Source organism: Acidovorax sp., assembly GCF_034519795.1.
In the GTDB taxonomy this organism is placed as follows: Bacteria; Pseudomonadota; Gammaproteobacteria; order Burkholderiales; family Burkholderiaceae_C; genus Acidovorax.
Map to the genome: position 1 here is coordinate 1 of NZ_JAXHOB010000001.1, position 19,151 is coordinate 19,151.

Genomic DNA, 19,151 nt, shown 5'->3' on the forward strand with positions numbered 1-19,151 from the left:
TGCGCCGCTGCCCACCCCGGCTGCGGAACCCCGGGGTGGCCTGTACCACCGCATCGAACGACTGCAGGGCCGCCTGGGCCCACTCTGTTGAAGACATAAGGTGAGAGTGTGGCATATGGTTGGGCATACAGTACTTGTGGGGTCTGTAGCGCGTTTGGGATGCGGGCCTACACCAAGGCCCCGGGTGCCTGCCTACCATGGACCGCGCTACCCACCGCGCCTCGGCGCCCAGGAGAACCCCATGAACACCACCGCAACGACCCAGAAAAACGAACCCTCGGTGGACACCACCAAGCGCCAGATCGCCAGCACCCCGACCAGCGGCGATGCCGATGCGCAGAACGCCGCGCAGGAAGAAAATCCCAAGCTGCCCCACGAGCGTGACCAGTCGGTGGACATGACCCACGGCAAGCCCGACGCTCAGGTGCAGCAGGCCTACCGCGATGTGCAGCGTGGCCTGCAGGACACGGACCGCGGCCCCCCGGCCGACAAGGCCTACCAGAAGCAGAAATAGCGCAGCGCGGCGGCTGCTGCGCCGCCAGGCCGGTGCATCGGCGCAACACCGGTGAATCGCCCGCCGCTGGCGGTGCGTTGCGGCGTGGCAATCAATGGTTGCCAGCGCAACCCATTCCCCTATACTGAAAAACACTGAAACGGCACCCCCGCGCGAAAGCCGGGTCCGCAAAGTCACCGGCCTACCGGCCCCCGGAAAAACCATTCCCGGGCCCACGGCGGCGGGACTGCCATGTTGAAACCAGGTTGCTCAGGGGAGTTGCCGTCTCAGTTGTTGCCAACCACACAACCGAGAGGCCGCCCCAGCGATGCAACACCGCCCAGGTCCCGCACTCGCCGTTTCTGCTCCTGATCTTCCTGCTTCGAGCGCGGGCCGGGCCATCCATGGCCGCCTTCACAGGCGCCATCCTGCTGCACAGGGGGTTTGACGGTATGGGCGACGGGTTGGTCATCGGTACCCAGGATATCGCGCAGAAAGACCAACTGGTCTTGCGCGCACTGGTGCGCCTGCTCGAAGGCGGGGTGAACATCCGTGCGCGCTTCAGCGAGCAACTGACCGAGTGCAATGTGGTCTTCGTTCCCGGCGACTGGCCCTACCGCTTCCATGCCCCGTGCATCACGGTGCGCGTGCTCGACCCCGACGACACCGCGGTGGCGCTGGGGCAGACGGCCGACCTCACGGTGGCCACGCCACTGCGCATGACCAACGTCATCGCCGTGCTGCAATCGGCCACCCAGCGGGTGCACGGCGTCTCGCAGTTCGACCCCGTCAAGGGCCAGCGCGCCCTGTTCGAGTTGCTGGGCGAGCGCACCCGCACGGCCGAGCGCCGTCGCGCCGTGGTGCCCATCAGTGCGGGCCAGCAGATCGTGTTCGACTTCGTGCAGCAGCTGGTGCATACCTCCATGCCCATGGAGGTGCTGCTCTCGGGCGCATACACCCTGGGCGAGCCGCACCGCGTCAGCCCGGTCGAGGAGGAACTCATCCGCTCGGTGCCTGCCCACAGCCTGCGCAACCTGCTGTGGAACCTGGCGATGCGGCTGGCACAGTCGGGTGCCAGCGCCCCGCTGCGCACCGGCCACTACCGGCTCTTGCGCTGGCCCGATGCGATCGGACTCACGGCCGCAGGCCATCCCCGCCTGGCGGCGCTGTTGACCAGCCGGGCACTGAGCTACGAACAGGTCTGCACGAGCAGCGGCGTGCCCGAGGCCACCGTGCGCTGGTTCCTCGAAGCCTGCCTGGCGCTGGGCCTGGCGGTGGACGAAGGCAACGCCGCCCCGGCCGCTTCGGTGAAGAAGCCCCCCCAACCACCGGCCGCAGCCATCCCGCCGGGCTGGCTCGGCAACCTGCGTGAACGGCTCAAGCTATGGTGATGCCCTCCCCCGCTCCCGCCGTGTCTGCGGGCACTTCGCGCGATCTCAAGATCGTCTTCACGGGGCCCATGGGCGCCGGCAAGACCACCGCGATCCGCGCCATCAGCGATGGCGAGGTGCTCTCCACCGACGTGCCCATCAGCGGCGGCGCCGAGCTCTCCATGCCCGGCAAGACCATGACGACCGTGGGGCTCGACTACGGCGAATGCCGCCTGGGCGACCAGTGGGTGCTCAAGCTTTTCGGCACGCCCGGGCAGGAGCGCTTTCGCTTCATGTGGGACATCCTGGGCGCCGGCGCCTTCGGCCTGATCGTGCTGGCCGACAACTCGCAGCCCGACCCCGTGGGCGAGGTCGCGCGCTACCTCAAGGCCTTTGCGCCCCATGTGCCGGCGCGGCGCACCGTGGTCGGCGTGGGCCGGCTCGACACGCACCCCTCGCCCGGCATCGCCGACTACTGCGAGCTGCTGGGTGCCCTCGGATACAACCCCCCGGTGCTGGAGGTGGACGTGCGGCGCGATGCCGACGTGCGCCTCCTGCTGTCGGTCCTGGTGAGCATGGCGGAGATCGAACATGAGTAGCAACATCAGCGGCACCCCGGGCCTGGTGCCTGTCGCCACGTCCTTGCGCCTGGTCACCATCGCGCAGCTGGCCGGGCTGCTGGGTGAGCTGCAGCGCAGCACCCCCGGCATCCTGAGCGCCACGCTGGCCAGCGCCGACGGCTTCACGGTGGCCTCCACGCTCTCGGACAGCCAGGACGCCGACAAGCTCTCGGCCATGTCCGGCTCGCTCAGCGCGCTGGCCGGCGCCATGACGCGCGAAGCCGGGCACAGCGCGCCCGAGCGGCTGATCCTCGAATCGGGCAGCGGCCACATCGTCTCGATGAATGTGCCCGTGCCCTCGGGCGACCTGGTGCTCACCGTGGTCACCAACGAATCCTCGCTGCTGGGCAAGCTGCTGTGGAGCTGCCGCAATACCGCCGACCAAGTGCTTGCCGCCTGCGCCGCGGCGCCGCAGCCGGGCTGATCCCTCTTTTTGCCGTTCCCGTTCCCTTGTTCCACCACCACCGGAGACCCCACCATGGCATTCACCCCCAAAGAACTCCTGAACCAGCTGATGCAGACCGAGGGTGCCCTGTGCGCCGCGCTGGTGGACTACAACAGCGGCATGTTGCTCGAATCCGTGGGCAGCGGCCTGGACCTGGAGCTGGCCGCCGCGGGCAACACCGAGGTCGTGCGCGCCAAGATGAAGACCATGAAGTCGCTGGGCATGCAGGGCGCCATTGAGGACATCCTGATCACGCTGACCCAGCAGTACCACATCATCCGCCCCGTGGAAAAGCACGACGGCCTGTTCATCTACTACGTGCTCGACCGCAGCCGCGCCAACCTGGCCATGGCCCGCCGCAAGGTGCTCGAAGCCGAGGCGCAGACCGCCATCTGACCGGGTCAGGGAGCCCCAAACCAAAGGGGTACCTGCGGGAGGGCGTCTTCCAGCGAGCCCAGCACCGCCAGGCAGGCTTGCTCCACCTCGGGCGCAGGCTGTAGCAAATCGGGCACCACCACCAGACCCATGCCTGCGGCCAGCGCGGCGCAGGCACCGTTGTGGCTGTCCTCGAAGGCCAGGCACTGTGCCGGCGCCACGCCCAGGCGCTGGGCGGCCAGCAGGTACAGCGCCGGGTCGGGTTTGCCGCGCAGCACCTCGTTGCCGCCGGCCACGGCCGCGAAGTGCGGCAGCACGCCCACGCGCGCCAGGCGCTGCGCGATCTCGTCGGTGCGCGACGATGAGGCCACCGCACACGGAATGCCCGCGGCCTGCAAGTGCGCGAGCAGCGCTGCCGCACCGGGCTTGAGCGGGAACAGCAGCTCCTTGCCCTCCCCTTCCTCCAGCGCGGCCCGTACCGCCACCATGGCCTGCTCGAACGGCGCCACCCCGCCCAGGTGCGCCTGCAGGATGGCGTGCGAATCCTGCGCGGCCTTGCCCACCACCTGCAGATAGTCGCTCTCGCGCAGCACCACGCCCAGCGCCAGGGCCGCCCCGGTCCAGGCGCGCAGGGTGGCGCGCTCGGAATCGATGAGCAGGCCGTCCATGTCGAAGATGGCGGCCGTGAAGGGTGGCTGGGGCATGCCGGTCAGCCCCGCTGCTGCAGTGCCTTTTCGATGCGGTTGCGCTGCACGGTGGTCTTGGGCACCTTGAAGGGGAACCAGCTGCGCACGTCCTCTTCGAGGCCGATGCCGTGCATGTAGTTGTAGATCGCCTTCTTGAGCGCGCCGCCCAGCGCGTCGTGGTCCACGCCCGTGGGGTCGTGAAAGCCGATGTCGTTCTTCGCAAAGCTCACCGGCGGCAGGGGCTCCAGCGTCACGCCGTACTCCTCGGGCGCCTTGCCCACGGGCGAGTGCACGGTGCAGGCAAAGCGGTGGAAGAAGCCGCTCTGGATGCAGCCGTTGGCGAACAGCTGGCGCACGTACTCGAGAGCATCCACCGTGTCCTGCACGGTCTGCGTCGGAAAGCCGTACATCAGGTAGGCATGCACCAGAATGCCCGCGTCGGTGAAGGCCCGCGTCACGCGCGCCACCTGGTCCACCGAGACGCCCTTCTTCATCAGGTCCAGCAACCGGTCCGACGCCACTTCGAGCCCGCCCGAGACGGCGATGCAGCCGCTGTCGGCCAGCAACTCGGCCAGTTCGGGCGTGAAGGTTTTCTCGAAGCGGATGTTGCCCCACCACGAGATGCCCGCATTGCGCTCGATCAGCTCGGTGGCCAGGGTCTTGAGCGCCTTGGGCGGCGCGGCCTCGTCCACGAAGTGAAAGCCCGTCTGCCTCGTCTCGCGCACGATGGCTTCGATGCGGTCGGCCAGCACGCTGGCCGAGGCGCCCTCGTAGCGGCTGATGTAGTCCAGGCTCACGTCGCAGAAGCTGCACTTCTTCCAGTAGCAGCCGTGCGCCACGGTAAGCTTGTTCCAGCGCCCGTCGCTCCACAGCCGGTGCATGGGGTTGAGCATGTCCAGCAGAGACAGATACTTGTCCAGCGGCAGCCCGTCCCAGGTGGGCGTACCCACCTCGGCAAAGGCGATGTCCGCCTCCTGCATGTTGATGTAGCGCACCGCGCCGCTCTCGGCATCGCGCACGAAGGTGCGAACCAGGCGCTGGCGCCCGCGCTGGCCCTGTATGTGCTCCAGCAGCGCCAGCAGCGGGCGCTCGCCCGCGTCCAGCGACACGTAGTCGAAATAATCGAACACGCGCGGCTCGGTCAGGTCGCGCAGCTCGGTGTTCACGAAGCCGCCGCCCAGCACGGTAACGATGTGCGGGTGCGCCGCCTTGATCGCCTGCGCGATGCGAAAGGCCGCGTACACCGCCCCGGGGAAGGGCACCGACAGCAGCACCACCGAGGGCGCATGGCGCTCCACGGCGGCCAGCGCCAGCGTGCGCAGGGTCTCGTCCACCAGGTTCAGGGGTTGTGCCAGCGCGGCGGCCAGCGGGTCGAACGTGGGCTGGCTGCCGGCCAGCGACTCGGCATAGCGCACGAACTCGAAGCGCGGGTCCACCGCGTCGCGCAGCACGTCGGCCAGGTCGTTCAGGTACAGCGTGGCCAGGTGCTTGGCCCGGTCGTGCAGGCCCAGGGCGCCGAAGGCCCAGCCCAGCGGGTCGCCGCCCTCGTCGTCAATGTACACGTCGAGCGTGGCGAAGCGCGGCCCCTCGGGCAGGAAGTTGCGCCCCACGATGCGGTGCGCCAGCGTGGTGTCGCGCCCCTGCAAAAAGGCAATGGTCGGTGCGATGGTCGCCAGGTAGCGGTCGCGCTGCGCCGCGAAGGCCTGCACGGCGGGGCTGTGCTTCTTGGCGGGCAGCGCAGCCACTTTCTCCGCCACGGCGCGCAGGCCCTCGGGCGACAGCAGTTGCAGCACCAGCGCCAGCGCCAGATCCTCCTGCACCGCCGTGATGCCGCGCGAGCGCAGAAAGCCCGTCAGGTAGGCCGTCGACGGGTAGGGCGTGTTCAGCTGCGTCATCGGCGGGATGACGGACAGGACGCGGAGCGGTGGGGCAGACATGGTGGGGGCGGACAGGGCGATGCAGTGCCGCCTCGTGGGGAATCGTGGAAGTGCCCGATTATCCGGCTACCTGCTTTTCCCCGCCCCGCTCAGGCCACTGGAGGCGCCACGGCGTAGAACCCCAGGAACATGTCCACCGCGTCCTCCAGCACCTGCTGGCGCAGCGCCGGGGCCAGCGGCGGCTGGCCCATGGCCAGCTGGGGCCAGAAGGCGAAGGACTTGACCATGCCGTGCAACTGGTGCGCGGCGTAGTTCGCGTCCACCCCGGCGCGCAGGCGGCCGTGCAGCTGGGCGGCGCGCAGCCACTGCGGCAGGCCCTCTTCCTTTTCGGACAGGCGGTCCACCAGCGCGCGGGCGCGCTCGGGCGTGTGCATCAGCTCGGCCATGGCCACGCGCGACAGGTCGATGAAGCTCGCGTCGTCCAGCATCTGCATCTTCTGCTCCAGCACGGCCAGCAGCTGCGCGCGCAGCGGGCGCCCCGCGTCGTAGCGGATCTCGGCCTGTGCATGGCTGCGCTCCCACATCTGGGCCAGGATGGCCTCGAACAGCTCATCCTTGCTCGGGAAGTGGTTGTACACCGTGCGCTTGGAGACATCGGCCGCTGCGGCCACCCGGTCCATGCTCGTGCCGGCAAAACCGTTCTCGCGGAACTCCGCAATGGCGGCCTGCACGATGGCCTCGCGCTTGCGGTCGGTCAGGCGGGTCGGGGCGGCAGGGGGGACTATCGGGTGCATAGGAGAAATTTTACACCCGGGAGTTTACTTTTTTGAAAACAACACTACACTGTGCAGTGCACTTTTGAGAAAAGGCAGTCCCCATGTTCCGCCGCGTACCCCGAATCCTCCTCATCCTCACCGCAATCATTGCCATGGCCTACAGCATCCTCTCCTGTGCCAACCTGCCCTCGGCCTCGTATGAGCAATCGCCCCAGTACGTGGAAGGCAAGTTCCGCAACGTTGCCCCGCGCCAGGCGCCCGGCTTCTTCAAGACCGTGGCCATCTTCTGGCGCTTTGCCACCGACAAGCCCGCCAACACCGTGCCCGCCAAGCCCATCGAGGTCAAGCCGCTGACCCAGGCCGACGTGCTGGCCGCGCCCGACCAGAGCCTGTGGCGCCTGGGCCATTCGACCATGCTGCTCAAGCTCGACGGCAAGTTCTGGCTCACGGACCCGGTGTTCTCCGAGCGCGCCTCGCCCTTCCAGTTCCTCGGGCCCAAGCGCTTTCACGCGCCGCCGCTCACCATCGACGAGCTGCCGCCCATCACCGGCGTGGTGCTCTCGCACGACCACTACGACCACCTCGATTTCGACGCCATCCAGAAGCTGGCGCCCAAGGTCGAGCATTTCCTCACCCCCCTGGGCGTGGGCGACCGCCTCATCGCCTGGGGCGTGCCCGCCGCCAAGGTGCAGCAGTTCGACTGGTGGCAGGGCACCAGCGTGGGCGGCGTGAAGTTCGTCGCCACCCCGGCCCAGCACTTCTCGGGCCGCAGCCTGTCGGACGGCAACCGCACGCTGTGGGCCTCCTGGGTCATCATGGCCGGCGACACGCGCATCTTCTTCAGCGGCGACACGGGCTATTTCGACGGCTTCAAGGCCATCGGCGAGCGCTATGGCCCGTTCGACCTGACGATGGTCGAGACCGGCGCCTACGACGCCCAGTGGCCCGACGTGCACATGCAGCCCGAAGAAAGCCTGCAGGCCCACCGCGACGTGAAGGGGCGCCACATGATGCCCATCCACAACGGCACCTTCGACCTGGCCCTGCACCCCTGGCACGAGCCCTTCGAGCGCATCACCACGCTGGCCGCTGCGAGCCAGGTGCCCCTGGTGGCGCCGGTGATGGGCGAGCGGCTGGACATCCGCAACCCCGCCCTGTCGCAAGGCTGGTGGAAAAGCGCGGAGTGAGCCGGGTGGTCAGGTGCGCGGCAGGCGCCGGGCGAGCTGGCCCACAATCCGCGCCGCAGCCGTGACCTCGACCACGCCGAAGCCCGCGTAGCCGAACAGCCAGCCGCGCCGCTCGGACTCCATCGCATAGCGCGACAGCGGCGCCAGCATCACCCCCGCCGCCTGGGCCTGGCGGCACAGGGTCTCGTCATCGCTGCCCGGCGCGCGCTCCAGCAGCAGGTGCATGCCCCGGTCGCTGGCGGCCAGTTGCAGCGCGCCATCGCTGGCATCGGCCAGCGCATCGCGCAGGGCCTGCTGGCGCGCCTGGTACAGCTCGCGCATCTGGCGCAGGTGGCGCAGCAGGTGGCCCTCGGCAATGAACTGCGCCAGCACCGCCTGCGCATCGCCGGGCGCGTGCCGGTCGGTGATGGCGCGCGCCATGGCAAAGGGCTGCACCAGCGCCGGCGGCGCCACGATGAAGCCCAGGCGCAGCCCCGGGTGCAGCGTCTTGGAGAAGGTGCCCACGTACAGCACCCGCTCCGACCCCGGCAGGCTGCACAGCGCCGGCACGCGCTGCGCGCCGTACTGGAACTCGCCGTCATAATCGTCCTCCACCACCCAGGCATCGTGCGTGCGCGCCCACTGCAGCAGCGCCTGGCGCCGCGCCAGGCCCATGCGCACGCCTGTGGGGTACTGGTGCGTGGGCGTCACCACCGCCATGTGGGCGCCGGGCCAGCGCTCGGTGGCCTCGGCGATGCAGGCGCCCTCACCGTCCATGGCCATGGGCCGGGCCCGCACGCCATGGCCCAGCAGCGCAGCGCGGATACCGGGGTAGCCCGGGTCCTCCACCAGCACCTCGTCATCCACGTCCAGCAGCAGCCGCGCGATCAGGTCGATGGCCTGCTGCGAACCCGAGCACACCACCACCTGGCCCGCATCGCAGCGGATGCCGCGCGAGGCCCACAGCCACTGCGCCACCGCCTCGCGCAGCTGCGGGTCGCCGGCCGGGTCCAGGTACTGCGCGCGCGCCGCGCGCTGGCCGGGTCCGGCCTGGCGTGCCAGCCGGTCCCACACGGCATACGGAAAGGTGTCCACCTCGGGCGCCCCCATGCGAAACGCCCGCGCCATTGCCACCGGCGGGTTCCAGCGCGCCGCCGTGTCGGCGATCAGCTGGCCCCGGCGCGACAGGCCCCGGGGTGGTGCCACCAGTTGCTGCGTGCGGGTGGCGCCCCCGGCCGCCTGCGAGACATAGGTGCCATCGCCCACACGCGCCTCCACATAGCCCTCGGCCTGCAGGCGCTGCACTGCCCACAGCACCGTGTTGCGCGACACGCCCAGCGCTGCGGCATGCTCGCGCGAGGGCGGCAGCCGCGTGCCCGCACGCAGGCTGCCCTGCTCGATGGCGCCGCGCAGGCGCTCGTAGACCTGCTGGCGCAGCGTGGTGCTGAGTGTCGGATTGGCTCTGGCAACCGGCATGAATTGGCCCTTTGGTTGCAGTGATGGCAACCTAAACTGAGGAACCATTGTAGGCACCACCCACGAAAGCAATTCCACCATGGCAGAGCACTTCGCCACCATCACCTGGCAACGCGACAGCGACGATTTCCTCGACAAGCGCTACCACCGCGCCCACACCTGGCAGTTCGACGGCGGCGCCACCGTGGCCGCATCGTCCTCGCCCCATGTCGTGCCCCTGCCCTATTCGGATGCGGCTGCGGTCGACCCCGAGGAGGCCTACGTCGCATCGCTGTCGAGCTGCCACATGCTGTGGTTCATGGACTTCGCCAGCCGCGCGGGCTATCGGCTGGACAGCTACAGCGATGCGGCCGTGGGCACCATGGCCAAGAACGAGGCGGGCCTGCTCGTCGTCACCCATGTGCAGCTCAAACCGGTCACCCGCTTCGGTGCGGCCCACGCACCCAGCGCCGAGCAGCTTGACGACTTGCACCACAAGGCCCATGCCTCGTGCTTCCTGGCCAACTCGGTCAAGACGCAGATCGACTGCGCGCCCGTGCTGCAACTGAGCGAAGGGGGCTGACCCATGGCCAATGCCAACCGCCAGTTCCGCGTGGCCGATGCCGCCGTGCTGCAGTCCCTGGTGCGTGCCCAGCCCCTGGCCACGCTGGTCATCACGCACGAAGGCGCATTGCACGCCAACCATGTGCCGCTGTACCTGGACCCCACGCGCGGCGAACACGGCACGCTGGTCGGCCACGTGGCGCGCGCCAACAGCGTGTGGCCGCTGCTGCCGCAGACGGCGGTGGCCATCTTCCACGGGCCGCAGGCCTACATCTCGCCCACCTGGTACCCCTCCAAGGCCATCGACGGCAAGCAGGTGCCCACCTGGAACTACGCCACGGTGCATGCCCACGGCACGCTCACCGCGCTCAAGGACGACCCCGCCACCCTGCGCGCCATCCTGCACACGCTGAGCGAGGCGCACGAAGCGCACCGCGCTGAGCCCTGGCGCCTGGACGACGCACCGCCTGCCTACATCGAGCAGATGATGCGCGCCATCGTCGGCATCGAGCTCGCGGTGGAACGCTGGGAGGGCGTGTGGAAGGTCAGCCAGAACCGCACCGACACCGACCGTGCCGGCGTGGTGGCTGGCCTCACGGCCGAAGGCACGCCTGCGGCGCTGGAGATGGCGGCGCTGGTGCAGCAGGGCGCGCCAGCCTGATCCCCCTTCAAGCGTCGAGCATCTCCACGCGCAGCGACGTTACCGGCCCGGCCACCGCCGGGTGCGCCGCCAGCGCATGCACGGCCAGGTCCACCGTGGCCTGGGCCACCGCATCGGTCAGCACCAGCACCTGGGCGCCGCTGCCGGGGGTCAGCGCCTTCTCGGCCGCCAGTGCCACCTGTGCCACCGGCACCTGCTGCGCCGCCAGCCAGGCGCCCACCGCCTCGATCTGCTGGGCCGCACGCACGGGCACACGCAGGTAGTGGCGCGTGTGCACGGCGGCGCGCGGCAGCACGGCCAGTTTGTCGTTGACCGCATGCGTGTGGAACCCCAGGTGCGGCACGCGCTGCGCCGCGTTCGTGCCATCGAGCCGGGCCACGTCCACCAGGTCGGCGATCACGGCCGATGCCGTCTGCTCCGACCCCGCGCCCGCGCCGTAGTACATGGTCACGCCGGCCGCATCGCCCTTGACCAGGATGCCGTTCATCGACCCGTTGACGTGCGCCAGCAGGTGCGTGGCCGGCACCAGTGCAGGCTGCACGCGCAGTTCCACGCCATCCGACCGTTCTCGCGCCACGCCCAGCAGCTTGATGCGGTAGCCCAGCTGTTCGGCACAGGCCACGTCCAACCCCTGCAGCGCGGTGATGCCCTCCACCTGCGCATCGGCAAAGCGCACCGGCATGCCGAAGGCATTGGCCGCCAGCAGCGTGATCTTGTGCGCCGCATCCACGCCCTCGATGTCGAAGGCCGGGTCGGCCTCGGCATAGCCCAGGGCCTGCGCCTGCTCCAGCGCCTCTGCAAACCCCAGGCCTTCGTCGCGCATCTTGCTCAGGATGAAATTGGTGGTGCCGTTGATGATGCCCGCCACCCACTCAATGTGGTTGGCCGTGAGGCCCTCGCGCAGCGCCTTGATGATGGGGATGCTGACGGCCACCGCGCCCTCGTAGGCCAGCGCCACGCCGTGCCGGCGCGCGGCGGCAAACAGCTCGTTGCCATGCACCGCCAGCAGTGCCTTGTTGGCCGTCACCACGTGCTTGCCCGCCGCCATGGCGGCCAGCAGCCACTCGCGCGCCGGGCCAGTGCCGCCCGCGGCCTCCACCACCACGTCCACCTCGGGGTGGGTGGCGACCTGCATCGGGTCGTTGGTCAGCGCCACGCCCGTGCCCACCACGCCGGCGGCGCGCGCCAGATTGCGCGCGGCCACCACCACCACCTCGATGCCGCGCCCCGCGCGCCCGGCAATGGTGGCCTGGTTGCGTGCCAGCACGCGAAAGGTGCCCGCGCCCACGTTGCCAATGCCGATCAGGCCCACGCGCAGCGGGCGGGTGGCTGCAGGCATGGCCATCGTGCTGGCAATGCGGTCGTGCTGCTGGGGCGCTAGGGACTGGACGGGATCGCGGTACATAGGACTTCCTTCTCCGGGTTGCTGGCTGCCAGGCAGCCAAAAAACAAACGAACAAACAAAACAAAAAACCCAGCTGCCAGAGCTGGGTTTCATTCGTTCATTCCGGGGAGGAGGGAGAGAGCGATCACCAGGTGGCTGCCGAAACGGCCACCTGCGCGTGCTCAGGTGGCCGCGGGGGTAATGGTGGTAATCATTCGTGCACCCATCGGCCGCGTGAACGCAGGCAGCATCATGCCCATGCCCATGGGGGCAGCGGCAGCACGTGCGGTGTGGATGGAGGTGTACGACATGGCTGCCAGTGTAGCGGATTGGGCGTGGGGGGCGTCAAGGGGGGTGTGGCGCACGCACTGTGCCATACCGCTACGCCCCGCGTTCCGCCTCGGGCCACAGCTTCGGAAAGTAAAAGCGCAGCGCATGCTGCGGTACGCCGAAGCGCAGCTTGCCGTGCGGCGAATCGGTCTCCAGCAGGCCGCGCTGCAGCAATGCGCCGATCTGCGTGGTGGCCATGCGTTCGCCCAGCCCCAGCATCGCCTTGAAGTCCCGGCGCTCCAGGGCCCCCTGCGTCACGAACAGGTAGTGCAATGCGCGCAAGGACTCGGTGCGAACCCCCTGTTTGACCACATGCTCCTCGAAGCCCAGGCAGGCCGCGATGCGGTCCTGCATGTCCTGTGGCGCCAGCAGGCCGGTCATCAGCTGCACCTGTTCCGCGCACTGGGCCAGCACATAGCCGATCCACGCCTCCAGGCCGCGGGCATCGGTGGCCGCAGCCAGGTGGGCGCGGTAGGCATCCTGGCTGCGCGCGAACCCGCGCAGAGGCGACCACAGGCCGTTGGTCAGGCCCAGGTGCCCCAGCACCAGATGGGTGTGCAGCCTGGCCACGCGGCCACTGCCCTCGCGGAACGGCTGTATCCCCAGCAGGCGCTGGTGCGACGCGGCCATGGCCAGCACCGGCATGCCACCGCCCCCGTGGACGCCGCCGTAGACATTTCCCCACTGCTCCAGCAACGCTCGTACTTTTGCGGGCCCGGATTGCAGCGCACCGGGCCGCAGCGTGGCGCCGCCTTTCAAGGCCCGGTCCGCCTCGGGCAGGCGCGCATACACATCCTGGTGGATATCGCACACCATCTGGGGCGACCACACCGTTTTGGCATCCCACCCGGGCCACCGCATTTCCAGCTGGGCCTCGGTGGCCATGTGCGCCAGCGCCAAGCGCTGGCGCACGGCATTTTCCGGATCGGCGGCCCGCTCGCCGCGCAGGGCCTGCTCGATCTCCAGCGGCTGCATTTTCAGACCCTCGAACTTTTGCGCGTAGTACGCGTTCATCGCCCTCAGCAATCCGCGCAGCCCGCCCAGGGCCCCGGGCTGGCACAGGCCCGACAGCCGGTCGGCCCCGCGGACCAGGCCATGCGCCTGCTCCAGCAAGGGGCCCAATCGGCGCGTTGCTGGCAGCAGGGGTTGCATCTGTGAAGGGTGGGTGTACTGCGAAAAATATTGCGACTTCAAAAGCATCGCCAAGTCTATGACTTGAAAAGACTTTCTTCAGGAAATGCGACCCATTTTGCGCATCTTGTTGCGGTATTTTTTTCGCAGTTCACTGCGCAGATTGTGGTAGCGATCCAGGGTGGATTCGCACCATGCGTATCGCGTCGAAAGGGCAGCGCACCGCACACAGCGCGCAGCCCGTGCAGCCCGCCTCGTCGTGCAGCGTGGAGCGCTTGGGCCCCCACGGCTGCGGCCCCTGTACCTGAAGAGACAGCACATGCGGCGGGCACACGCCAATGCACCAGCCGCAGCCGGTGCAGCGGTCGGTATCGATGGCGGGCAGGGCCTTGCGTGGGGTGGGGCTCATGCGGGCAGTGTGCGCCCGCAACGCGCGTCCCACAAGGCACGCGGTACAGTGCGGCCCATGACAGCTGACACCACCATCACCCGCCACCTCCTCATCACCGGCCATGTGCAGGGGGTCGGCTACCGCTGGTCCATGACCCAGGCAGCCAAGCGCCTGGGCGTGCAGGGCTGGGTGCGCAACCGCAGCGATGGCCGGGTGGAGGCCTGCGCCTGGGGCAGTCCGCAGGCGGTGCAGGCCCTCGTCGACTGGGCGCACCAGGGGCCGGCGCAGGCACAGGTGGAGCGCGTGGTGGTGGGCAATGTGCCCGATGGCGGCGAAGCGCCGCAGGGCTTCACGCAGCGCGAAACGGTCTAGAACAACGCTTGTGTTGTGCCCTGCTCTGCCTTTGGCAGCGCGATCCCCAACTGCTTGATCAGCTCCATGGCCCCGGCCGGCGCCCGCTCCTTCGCGCCGTTGATGAAATACACGAACACATCGCGCGGGCGCTCGCCGCCGGTCCAGCTGCGCACGCCCTGGGCCCACTGTGCAATCGCCTCGGGCGTGTAGCCGGTGGGCACGTCGGCCTGGCTGCGCATCAGCCGCAGGTAGGCAAAATCGGCCGCGCCATCGGCAATGGCCGGGAATTTTTCCGAATCGGTATGCACCGGCACACAGCCGTACCGGCGCGCCAGTGCGATGAAGGCCGGCGTGGCAAAGCTATCGTGCCGCACGTCCAGCACATGGCGCAGCTTGCGGCCATCCACGGCCTTGGGCAGCAGGGCCAGAAAGGCCTCGAAATCCCCCGGATCGAACTGTTTGGTGGGCATGAACTGCCAGACGATGGGCCCGAGCTTGTCCTTGAGCTCGGAGATGCCGCTGTCGACAAAGCGGCTGATCGAATCGCCCGCCTCCGCCAGCACGCGCCGGTGGGTCGCAAAGCGGTTGGCCTTGAGCGAGAACATGAAGCCATCCGGCGTGTCGCCATGCCACTTGGCAAAGGTCGGCGGCTTGAAGGTGCTGTAGTAGGTGCCGTTGACCTCGATGGCCGTGAGCTGGCGGCTGGCGTAGTGCAGCTCCTTGGCGTTCGACAGGCCAGCCGGGTAGAAGTTGTCGCGCCAGGGCTCGAAGGTCCAGCCGCCGATGCCGATGCGGATGTGTTGATGGCTGCTGCTGCTGTTGGCGATTGCTTCCACGGCGTTCCCTGTCTTGACGAGTCCACGGAGCGGTCACTGTACCAGCGCCTGGTGCCGGGCAGTTCAATGCGTGCGTCCAGCCCCTCGCCGCCATCCTCGCGCGGCCCCAGCACCAGGCGCCCGCCCAGCGCCTGCGCCAGCTCGTTCGCAATGGCCAGGCCCAGGCCCGTGCCGCCGGTGCCGCGGTTGCGCGAATCCTCCAGCCGCACATAGGGCTGCAGCACGGTGGCCAGGTCCGCTTGCGGTATGCCCGGCCCGCGGTCCAGCACGCGCACGCACCAGGGGCCCTGTGTTCCGGCTTCCACCGCCAGCTCGGCACTGCCCGCGAACTTGAGCGCGTTGTCCACCAGGTTGCACAGCAGCCGGCGCAGCGCCTGTGGGCGCGTGTCGCAGATGCCGTCCACCGCGTGCAGCACGCGCACCGGCATGCCCGCGTCGGCGTAGTCCATGGCCAGGCTTTCCACCAGCGCGCGCAGGTCCACGCGCTGCAGCGGCTCGCGCACGGCCTGGGGCGAGCGCGCGTAGGCAATGCCCTCCTCCACCAGCGACTGCATCTCCGCCAGGTCGGCGTGCAGCCGCTCGCGCAGGGCCGCATCGTCCAGCAGGTCGGCGCGCAACCGCAGGCGCGTGATGGGGGTTTGCAAATCGTGCGACACCGCCGCCAGGATCTGCATGCGCTCCTGCAGGTGCGCCTGTATGCGCTGCTGCATGCGGTTGAAGGCCGCGGCGGCGCGCACCACCTCGCGCGGGCCGTCCTCGGCCAGGGGGTTGGCCGGCTGCGCGGGGCCCAGCGCGTCGGCGGCGTCGGCCAGGGTGTTCAGCGGGCGCGTGGCCGCGCGCACGGCCCAGGCGCACAGGCCCACCAGCACCACCAGCTGCAGCGCCAGGGCCGCCAGCACCCAGCGCGACACCTGCAGCCGGGGCTCGTCCATGTCCACCGCCAGCGGCGTGCCGTCGGCCAGGCGCAGCTGCAGCCGCAGCTCGGTGCCGGGCACTCCGGGGTCCACCACCTGCACCGTGCGCCCCGGCGGCAGCGCGGCGGCCACGGCGCCCGCCACCATCACGGCCAGCGCCGACTGGCTGGCAGGCACCGGCAGCGGCTCGGCCAGCACGAAGCGGTAGTTGCGCCGCGCCAGGCGCGTGAGCCATTGGGGGCGCTCATCGGCGGGCAGGCGCTCCAGCACTGCTGCCGAGCTGGCCACGTCGCTCGCCAGGTAGCCCACCATGGCATTGCGCATGCTCATGCTGCGCTCGGTCACTGCCAGCATGAAGGTCAGCGCATGCGCCAGCGCCAGGCCCAGCGCCAGCACCAGCAGGATGCGCCCGAACAGCGAGCCCGGCCACCAGCGCCTCATGCCGTTCCCGATCCCGCCCGCGCGGTTTGCACTGCGGCGCAGAACACATAGCCTTCGTTGCGCACCGTCTTGATGTAGCGCGAGCCACGCACCCCGTCGCCCAGGCGCTGGCGCACGCGGCTCACCAGCAGGTCGATGGAGCGGTCGAACACCTCGGCATCGCGCCCCTGCGTCAGCTGCAGCAGCTGGTCGCGCGTGAGCACGCGTTGCGGGTGGTCCAGCAGCACGCGCAGCAGCCGGTACTCCGCACCCGACAGGGCCACCACGGCGCCGCTGGCGTCGAGCAGGTGGCGCGCCGTGGTGTCCAGCCGCCAGTCGCCAAAGGCCAGCTCGCGCGCCGGCTCGGTGACTGCCAGGTTGGGCGGCAGCATGCGCGTGCGCCGCAGCACCGCGTGGATGCGCGCCAGCAGCTCGCGCGCGGCAAAAGGCTTGGTCACATAGTCGTCGGCGCCCAGCTCCAGGCCCAGGATGCGGTCGGCCTCGTCGCTGCGCGCCGTCAGCATGATGATGGGCAGCACCGGTGCACCCGGGCTGCGCAGCTCGCGGCACAGGGTGATGCCGTCGGTGCCGGGCAGCATCAGGTCCAGCACCAGGAGGTCGATGCGGGTGCTGGCCAGCACCGCGCGCATCTGCCGCCCGTCGGCCGCCACGCTCACCTGCAGGCCCTGCTTGCGCAGGTACTGGGCCGCCAGCTCGCGGATGCCGGCATCGTCGTCGACGATCAGTACGTGGTCTTCAGGCGGATGCGGGTGCTGCTGCATGGGCTCGATTCTCCGGGCAATGCGGGCGCGTCTGCACAGGGTTTGTATCCCAACTTGTCCGCCCGCAGCGGCGACACCTGCGCACACCAAAAGCCCCCGGCAAGACAAACGCCCGATACCTGCGCTGGCTTCAATGCAGTCTTCATGAACCAACCAGCGCCCCGCCCGGGGTGCATGCCGCCATGTACCACCTCAGCCGCCTCACCCTTTGCGTCGCCCTCGCATCGGCCGCCCTGCTCACCCTGGCACCGCCCAGCCACGCGCAGCCTGCGTTGCCGCCGCCCGACGCCACCGACCCCGTGGCGCTCAAGTTGATGCAGGGCTTTCCGCCCGCGCCCGACAAGCAGGTGCGGCTGGGCACCATCCTCAAGTACCCCAACGCCCGCTGGGCCCTGCACCACCTGCGCGAGCTGGGCCCCACCGCCCACATAGCGCGCGGCCCGGGCCCCGCAAGCGAACTGCAGGCCACGCCGCGCGAACTCGAGGGCCTGCCCTTCCTCGACGACAAGGGCGCCAAGACCACCCTGGCCAACTGGCAAAAGGCCACCTACACCGACGGCCTGCTGGTCATCCACCAGGGCCGCGTGGTGTACGAGCGCCACTACGTCGGCAACCAGCCACACGTGCCCCATGTGCTGTGGTCCATGAGCAAGTCGCTCACCGGCCTGCTGGCCACCGAGCTGATCCACGAAGGCCTCATCGACCCTTCCGCCCTCGTCACCCGCTACCTGCCCGAGCTGGCCAGCAGCGCCTGGGCCGACGCCACCGTGCAGCAGACGCTGGACATGACCACCGGCGTCAAGTACGCCGAGGACTTTGCCGATCCCCAATCGGGCATCTTCCAGTACCTCATTGCGGCCGGCCTGGTGCCCGCGCCCGCCAGCTACCCCGGTGCCAGGGCCATGCTCGACTACCTGCCCACCGTGCAGAAGGAGGGCGAGCACGGCAAGGGCTTCAACTACAAGTCGGTGGACACCGAGGTCATCGGCTGGATCCTGCAGCGCGTAACCGGCAAGAGCTTTTCCACCCTGCTGTCCGAGCGCCTCTGGACCCCGCTGGGTGCCGAGCAGGACGGCTATGTGTGGGCCGACCCCACGGGCGCGCAGTCCACCAGCGTGGGCATCAACGCCACGCTGCGCGACCTGGGCCGCCTGGGCGAAATGCTGCGCCGCAACGGCCACTTCAACAGCAAGCAGATCCTCTCCACCGCCACCGTGGCCGAGCTGCGCAAGGGCGCCGACCCCGAGAAGTTCAAGGCCGCCGGCCAGACCATGCGCGCCGGCTATTCGTACCACAACCACTGGTGGCTGCCGCACGACGTGGACGGCAGCTACGAGGCCAAGGGCCTGATGGGCCAGCACATCCACATCAACCCGGCCGCCCAGCTGGTGGTGGTCAAGCTCTCGTCGCACCCCATTCCCAACACCGCCTTCACGCACAACTATGACCGTCTGGCGTTTGCGGCGCTGGCTGGCGCCTTGCGCTGAGTCGGGCCAGAACGAAAAAGGCCGGGCGCCATCGGCAGCCCGGCCCTCTTCGGTCAGCGGCAGCGCCGCCCAGCGTGCGCTGGCTACTGCACCAGCGTTGCCGTCAGCGTGATCTCCGGCACCGCGGCCAGTGCCTTCGACAGCGGGCAGTTGGCCTTGGCATCGGCCGCCAGCTTCTGGAAGGCCGCCTCGTCCAAGCCCGGCGCCTTGGCCTTGAGCGTGAGGGCGATGCGGTCGATGACGAAGCCATCGCCCTCCTTGGTCAGCCGCACCGCTGCCGTGGTGTCGATCACCTCGGTGGCGATGCCCGCCTTTTCGGCCGCAAAGGCAAACGCCATGGTGAAGCACGAGGCATGCGCCGCCCCCACGATCTCCTCGGGGTTGGTGCCCTTGCGGTCATCGCCAAAGCGGCTGCCAAAGCCATAGGGGTGCTTGTCGAGCGCACCGGTCTCGGTGCTCACCTGGCCCTGGCCGGTCTTGCCCGCACCTTCCCAGTGAACGCTGGCTTTCTTTTCAGACATGGTTTGGCTCCTGTAAATGCAAAGGGTCTATCGGACCATGTCCGGGCCGATCGGCTGGTCGGATGCGGCGGGCAAAGCGGGTGCGCAATGTCCTACAGGGAAGCACCAGCGCG

At 69.3% G+C, this 19,151-nt stretch carries 21 protein-coding genes, 1 pseudogene and 1 riboswitch; of the genes and pseudogenes, 10 read left to right on the forward strand and 12 right to left on the reverse strand.

Annotation, left to right across the window (positions count from 1 at the left end; translation table 11 throughout):
- The first annotated feature begins 241 nt into the window (after positions 1–241).
- From U5N23_RS00005 to U5N23_RS00025, 5 genes are all read left to right on the forward strand, one after another.
- The gene (locus U5N23_RS00005) at positions 242–514 is read left to right on the forward strand and encodes a hypothetical protein (RefSeq protein ID WP_322590828.1); all 273 of its coding nucleotides are present in this window, start codon (positions 242–244) and stop codon (positions 512–514) included.
- Between the two features lie 131 nt (positions 515–645).
- Positions 646–748: riboswitch (cyclic di-GMP riboswitch) on the forward strand.
- A gap of 149 nt (positions 749–897) precedes the next feature.
- A complete protein-coding gene (locus U5N23_RS00010) occupies positions 898–1,884 on the forward strand; it encodes a hypothetical protein (RefSeq protein WP_322590829.1) in 987 nt (328 codons plus the stop codon).
- Complete coding sequence (locus U5N23_RS00015) at positions 1,884–2,462, forward strand: GTP-binding protein (protein WP_322590830.1); 579 nt, start codon at positions 1,884–1,886, stop codon at positions 2,460–2,462. The genes U5N23_RS00010 and U5N23_RS00015 overlap by 1 nt, the downstream gene beginning before the upstream one ends.
- Positions 2,455–2,907, forward strand: coding sequence for a roadblock/LC7 domain-containing protein (locus U5N23_RS00020; RefSeq protein ID WP_322590831.1), 453 nt, complete (start codon positions 2,455–2,457; stop codon positions 2,905–2,907). The genes U5N23_RS00015 and U5N23_RS00020 overlap by 8 nt, the downstream gene beginning before the upstream one ends.
- A gap of 54 nt (positions 2,908–2,961) precedes the next feature.
- A complete protein-coding gene (locus U5N23_RS00025; RefSeq protein ID WP_322590832.1) occupies positions 2,962–3,324 on the forward strand; it encodes a hypothetical protein in 363 nt (120 codons plus the stop codon).
- A gap of 5 nt (positions 3,325–3,329) precedes the next feature.
- Here the strand turns inward: U5N23_RS00025 and U5N23_RS00030 are convergent, their stop codons facing one another.
- The 3 genes from U5N23_RS00030 to U5N23_RS00040 all read right to left on the reverse strand — a co-directional run bounded on the left by U5N23_RS00030 (position 3,330) and on the right by U5N23_RS00040 (position 6,660).
- On the reverse strand, positions 3,330–4,007 hold the full coding sequence (locus U5N23_RS00030) for an HAD family phosphatase (protein ID WP_322590833.1): 678 nt from the start codon (positions 4,005–4,007) through the stop codon (positions 3,330–3,332).
- 5 nt (positions 4,008–4,012) lie between these two features.
- Complete coding sequence (locus U5N23_RS00035; protein WP_322590834.1) at positions 4,013–5,926, reverse strand: B12-binding domain-containing radical SAM protein; 1,914 nt, start codon at positions 5,924–5,926, stop codon at positions 4,013–4,015.
- A gap of 89 nt (positions 5,927–6,015) precedes the next feature.
- Entirely contained in the window at positions 6,016–6,660 is a 645-nt protein-coding gene (locus tag U5N23_RS00040) for a TetR/AcrR family transcriptional regulator (RefSeq protein WP_322590835.1), read from the reverse strand.
- 134 nt (positions 6,661–6,794) lie between these two features.
- Here U5N23_RS00040 and U5N23_RS00045 point away from each other — a divergent pair, with 134 nt between their 5' ends.
- Positions 6,795–7,829 (forward strand): MBL fold metallo-hydrolase, encoded by a 1,035-nt coding sequence (locus U5N23_RS00045; protein ID WP_322590836.1) that lies wholly within the window; start codon positions 6,795–6,797, stop codon positions 7,827–7,829.
- Positions 7,830–7,838: 9 nt separating this feature from the next.
- On the opposite strand, the gene U5N23_RS00050 is transcribed toward U5N23_RS00045, so the two are convergent.
- Complete coding sequence (locus U5N23_RS00050) at positions 7,839–9,284, reverse strand: PLP-dependent aminotransferase family protein (protein ID WP_322590837.1); 1,446 nt, start codon at positions 9,282–9,284, stop codon at positions 7,839–7,841.
- A 79-nt stretch (positions 9,285–9,363) separates the two neighbouring features.
- Here U5N23_RS00050 and U5N23_RS00055 point away from each other — a divergent pair, with 79 nt between their 5' ends.
- Both U5N23_RS00055 and U5N23_RS00060 read left to right on the forward strand, forming a co-directional pair.
- A complete protein-coding gene (locus U5N23_RS00055; RefSeq protein ID WP_322590838.1) occupies positions 9,364–9,846 on the forward strand; it encodes an OsmC family protein in 483 nt (160 codons plus the stop codon).
- Between the two features lie 3 nt (positions 9,847–9,849).
- On the forward strand, positions 9,850–10,488 hold the full coding sequence (locus tag U5N23_RS00060; protein WP_322590839.1) for an FMN-binding negative transcriptional regulator: 639 nt from the start codon (positions 9,850–9,852) through the stop codon (positions 10,486–10,488).
- Between the two features lie 7 nt (positions 10,489–10,495).
- Here U5N23_RS00060 and U5N23_RS00065 read toward each other — a convergent pair whose 3' ends face one another.
- The 4 genes from U5N23_RS00065 to U5N23_RS00080 all read right to left on the reverse strand — a co-directional run bounded on the left by U5N23_RS00065 (position 10,496) and on the right by U5N23_RS00080 (position 13,742).
- Complete coding sequence (locus U5N23_RS00065; protein WP_322590840.1) at positions 10,496–11,893, reverse strand: homoserine dehydrogenase; 1,398 nt, start codon at positions 11,891–11,893, stop codon at positions 10,496–10,498.
- A gap of 161 nt (positions 11,894–12,054) precedes the next feature.
- Positions 12,055–12,183: a hypothetical protein gene (locus U5N23_RS00070; protein ID WP_322590841.1), complete on the reverse strand. Its 129-nt coding sequence runs from the start codon at positions 12,181–12,183 to the stop codon at positions 12,055–12,057.
- Between the two features lie 70 nt (positions 12,184–12,253).
- A complete protein-coding gene (locus tag U5N23_RS00075) occupies positions 12,254–13,354 on the reverse strand; it encodes a Fic family protein (RefSeq protein WP_416208553.1) in 1,101 nt (366 codons plus the stop codon).
- A gap of 130 nt (positions 13,355–13,484) precedes the next feature.
- Entirely contained in the window at positions 13,485–13,742 is a 258-nt protein-coding gene (locus U5N23_RS00080; protein ID WP_322590842.1) for an ATP-binding protein, read from the reverse strand.
- 57 nt (positions 13,743–13,799) lie between these two features.
- Here U5N23_RS00080 and U5N23_RS00085 point away from each other — a divergent pair, with 57 nt between their 5' ends.
- Positions 13,800–14,096 carry an acylphosphatase gene (locus U5N23_RS00085; RefSeq protein WP_322590843.1) on the forward strand — a complete coding sequence of 99 codons (297 nt, stop codon included), beginning with the start codon at positions 13,800–13,802 and terminating at the stop codon, positions 14,094–14,096.
- On the opposite strand, the gene U5N23_RS00090 is transcribed toward U5N23_RS00085, so the two are convergent.
- From U5N23_RS00090 to U5N23_RS00100, 3 genes and pseudogenes are all read right to left on the reverse strand, one after another.
- Positions 14,093–14,905 carry a DUF72 domain-containing protein gene (locus tag U5N23_RS00090; RefSeq protein ID WP_322591163.1) on the reverse strand — a complete coding sequence of 271 codons (813 nt, stop codon included), beginning with the start codon at positions 14,903–14,905 and terminating at the stop codon, positions 14,093–14,095. The two genes, U5N23_RS00085 and U5N23_RS00090, sit on opposite strands and share 4 nt — an antisense overlap.
- 68 nt (positions 14,906–14,973) lie before the next feature.
- Positions 14,974–16,269, reverse strand: a pseudogene (locus U5N23_RS00095) (ATP-binding protein); the annotation flags it as partial.
- On the reverse strand, positions 16,266–17,030 hold the full coding sequence (locus U5N23_RS00100; protein ID WP_322590844.1) for a response regulator: 765 nt from the start codon (positions 17,028–17,030) through the stop codon (positions 16,266–16,268). The gene U5N23_RS00100 and the pseudogene U5N23_RS00095, both read right to left, overlap by 4 nt.
- 182 nt (positions 17,031–17,212) lie before the next feature.
- Between U5N23_RS00100 and U5N23_RS00105 the strand changes: the two genes are divergently transcribed.
- The gene (locus U5N23_RS00105; RefSeq protein WP_322590845.1) at positions 17,213–18,517 is read left to right on the forward strand and encodes a serine hydrolase; all 1,305 of its coding nucleotides are present in this window, start codon (positions 17,213–17,215) and stop codon (positions 18,515–18,517) included.
- Positions 18,518–18,600: 83 nt separating this feature from the next.
- Here the strand turns inward: U5N23_RS00105 and U5N23_RS00110 are convergent, their stop codons facing one another.
- The gene (locus tag U5N23_RS00110; protein ID WP_322590846.1) at positions 18,601–19,038 is read right to left on the reverse strand and encodes an OsmC family protein; all 438 of its coding nucleotides are present in this window, start codon (positions 19,036–19,038) and stop codon (positions 18,601–18,603) included.
- Between the last annotated feature and the right edge of the window lie 113 nt (positions 19,039–19,151).

Coding starts and splice junctions, on each gene's coding strand:
- U5N23_RS00040 (WP_322590835.1), bottom strand. CDS start 6,660: ATGCACCCGATAGTCCCCCCTGCCGCCCCGACCCGCCTGACCGACCGC.
- U5N23_RS00010 (WP_322590829.1), top strand. CDS start 898: ATGGCCGCCTTCACAGGCGCCATCCTGCTGCACAGGGGGTTTGACGGT.
- U5N23_RS00100 (WP_322590844.1), bottom strand. CDS start 17,030: ATGCAGCAGCACCCGCATCCGCCTGAAGACCACGTACTGATCGTCGAC.
- U5N23_RS00050 (WP_322590837.1), bottom strand. CDS start 9,284: ATGCCGGTTGCCAGAGCCAATCCGACACTCAGCACCACGCTGCGCCAG.
- U5N23_RS00105 (WP_322590845.1), top strand. CDS start 17,213: ATGTACCACCTCAGCCGCCTCACCCTTTGCGTCGCCCTCGCATCGGCC.
- U5N23_RS00085 (WP_322590843.1), top strand. CDS start 13,800: ATGACAGCTGACACCACCATCACCCGCCACCTCCTCATCACCGGCCAT.
- U5N23_RS00020 (WP_322590831.1), top strand. CDS start 2,455: ATGAGTAGCAACATCAGCGGCACCCCGGGCCTGGTGCCTGTCGCCACG.
- U5N23_RS00035 (WP_322590834.1), bottom strand. CDS start 5,926: ATGTCTGCCCCACCGCTCCGCGTCCTGTCCGTCATCCCGCCGATGACG.
- U5N23_RS00030 (WP_322590833.1), bottom strand. CDS start 4,007: ATGCCCCAGCCACCCTTCACGGCCGCCATCTTCGACATGGACGGCCTG.
- U5N23_RS00080 (WP_322590842.1), bottom strand. CDS start 13,742: ATGAGCCCCACCCCACGCAAGGCCCTGCCCGCCATCGATACCGACCGC.
- U5N23_RS00055 (WP_322590838.1), top strand. CDS start 9,364: ATGGCAGAGCACTTCGCCACCATCACCTGGCAACGCGACAGCGACGAT.
- U5N23_RS00005 (WP_322590828.1), top strand. CDS start 242: ATGAACACCACCGCAACGACCCAGAAAAACGAACCCTCGGTGGACACC.
- U5N23_RS00065 (WP_322590840.1), bottom strand. CDS start 11,893: ATGTACCGCGATCCCGTCCAGTCCCTAGCGCCCCAGCAGCACGACCGC.
- U5N23_RS00025 (WP_322590832.1), top strand. CDS start 2,962: ATGGCATTCACCCCCAAAGAACTCCTGAACCAGCTGATGCAGACCGAG.
- U5N23_RS00060 (WP_322590839.1), top strand. CDS start 9,850: ATGGCCAATGCCAACCGCCAGTTCCGCGTGGCCGATGCCGCCGTGCTG.
- U5N23_RS00045 (WP_322590836.1), top strand. CDS start 6,795: ATGGCCTACAGCATCCTCTCCTGTGCCAACCTGCCCTCGGCCTCGTAT.
- U5N23_RS00015 (WP_322590830.1), top strand. CDS start 1,884: ATGCCCTCCCCCGCTCCCGCCGTGTCTGCGGGCACTTCGCGCGATCTC.
- U5N23_RS00070 (WP_322590841.1), bottom strand. CDS start 12,183: ATGTCGTACACCTCCATCCACACCGCACGTGCTGCCGCTGCCCCCATG.
- U5N23_RS00075 (WP_416208553.1), bottom strand. CDS start 13,354: ATGCAACCCCTGCTGCCAGCAACGCGCCGATTGGGCCCCTTGCTGGAG.
- U5N23_RS00110 (WP_322590846.1), bottom strand. CDS start 19,038: ATGTCTGAAAAGAAAGCCAGCGTTCACTGGGAAGGTGCGGGCAAGACC.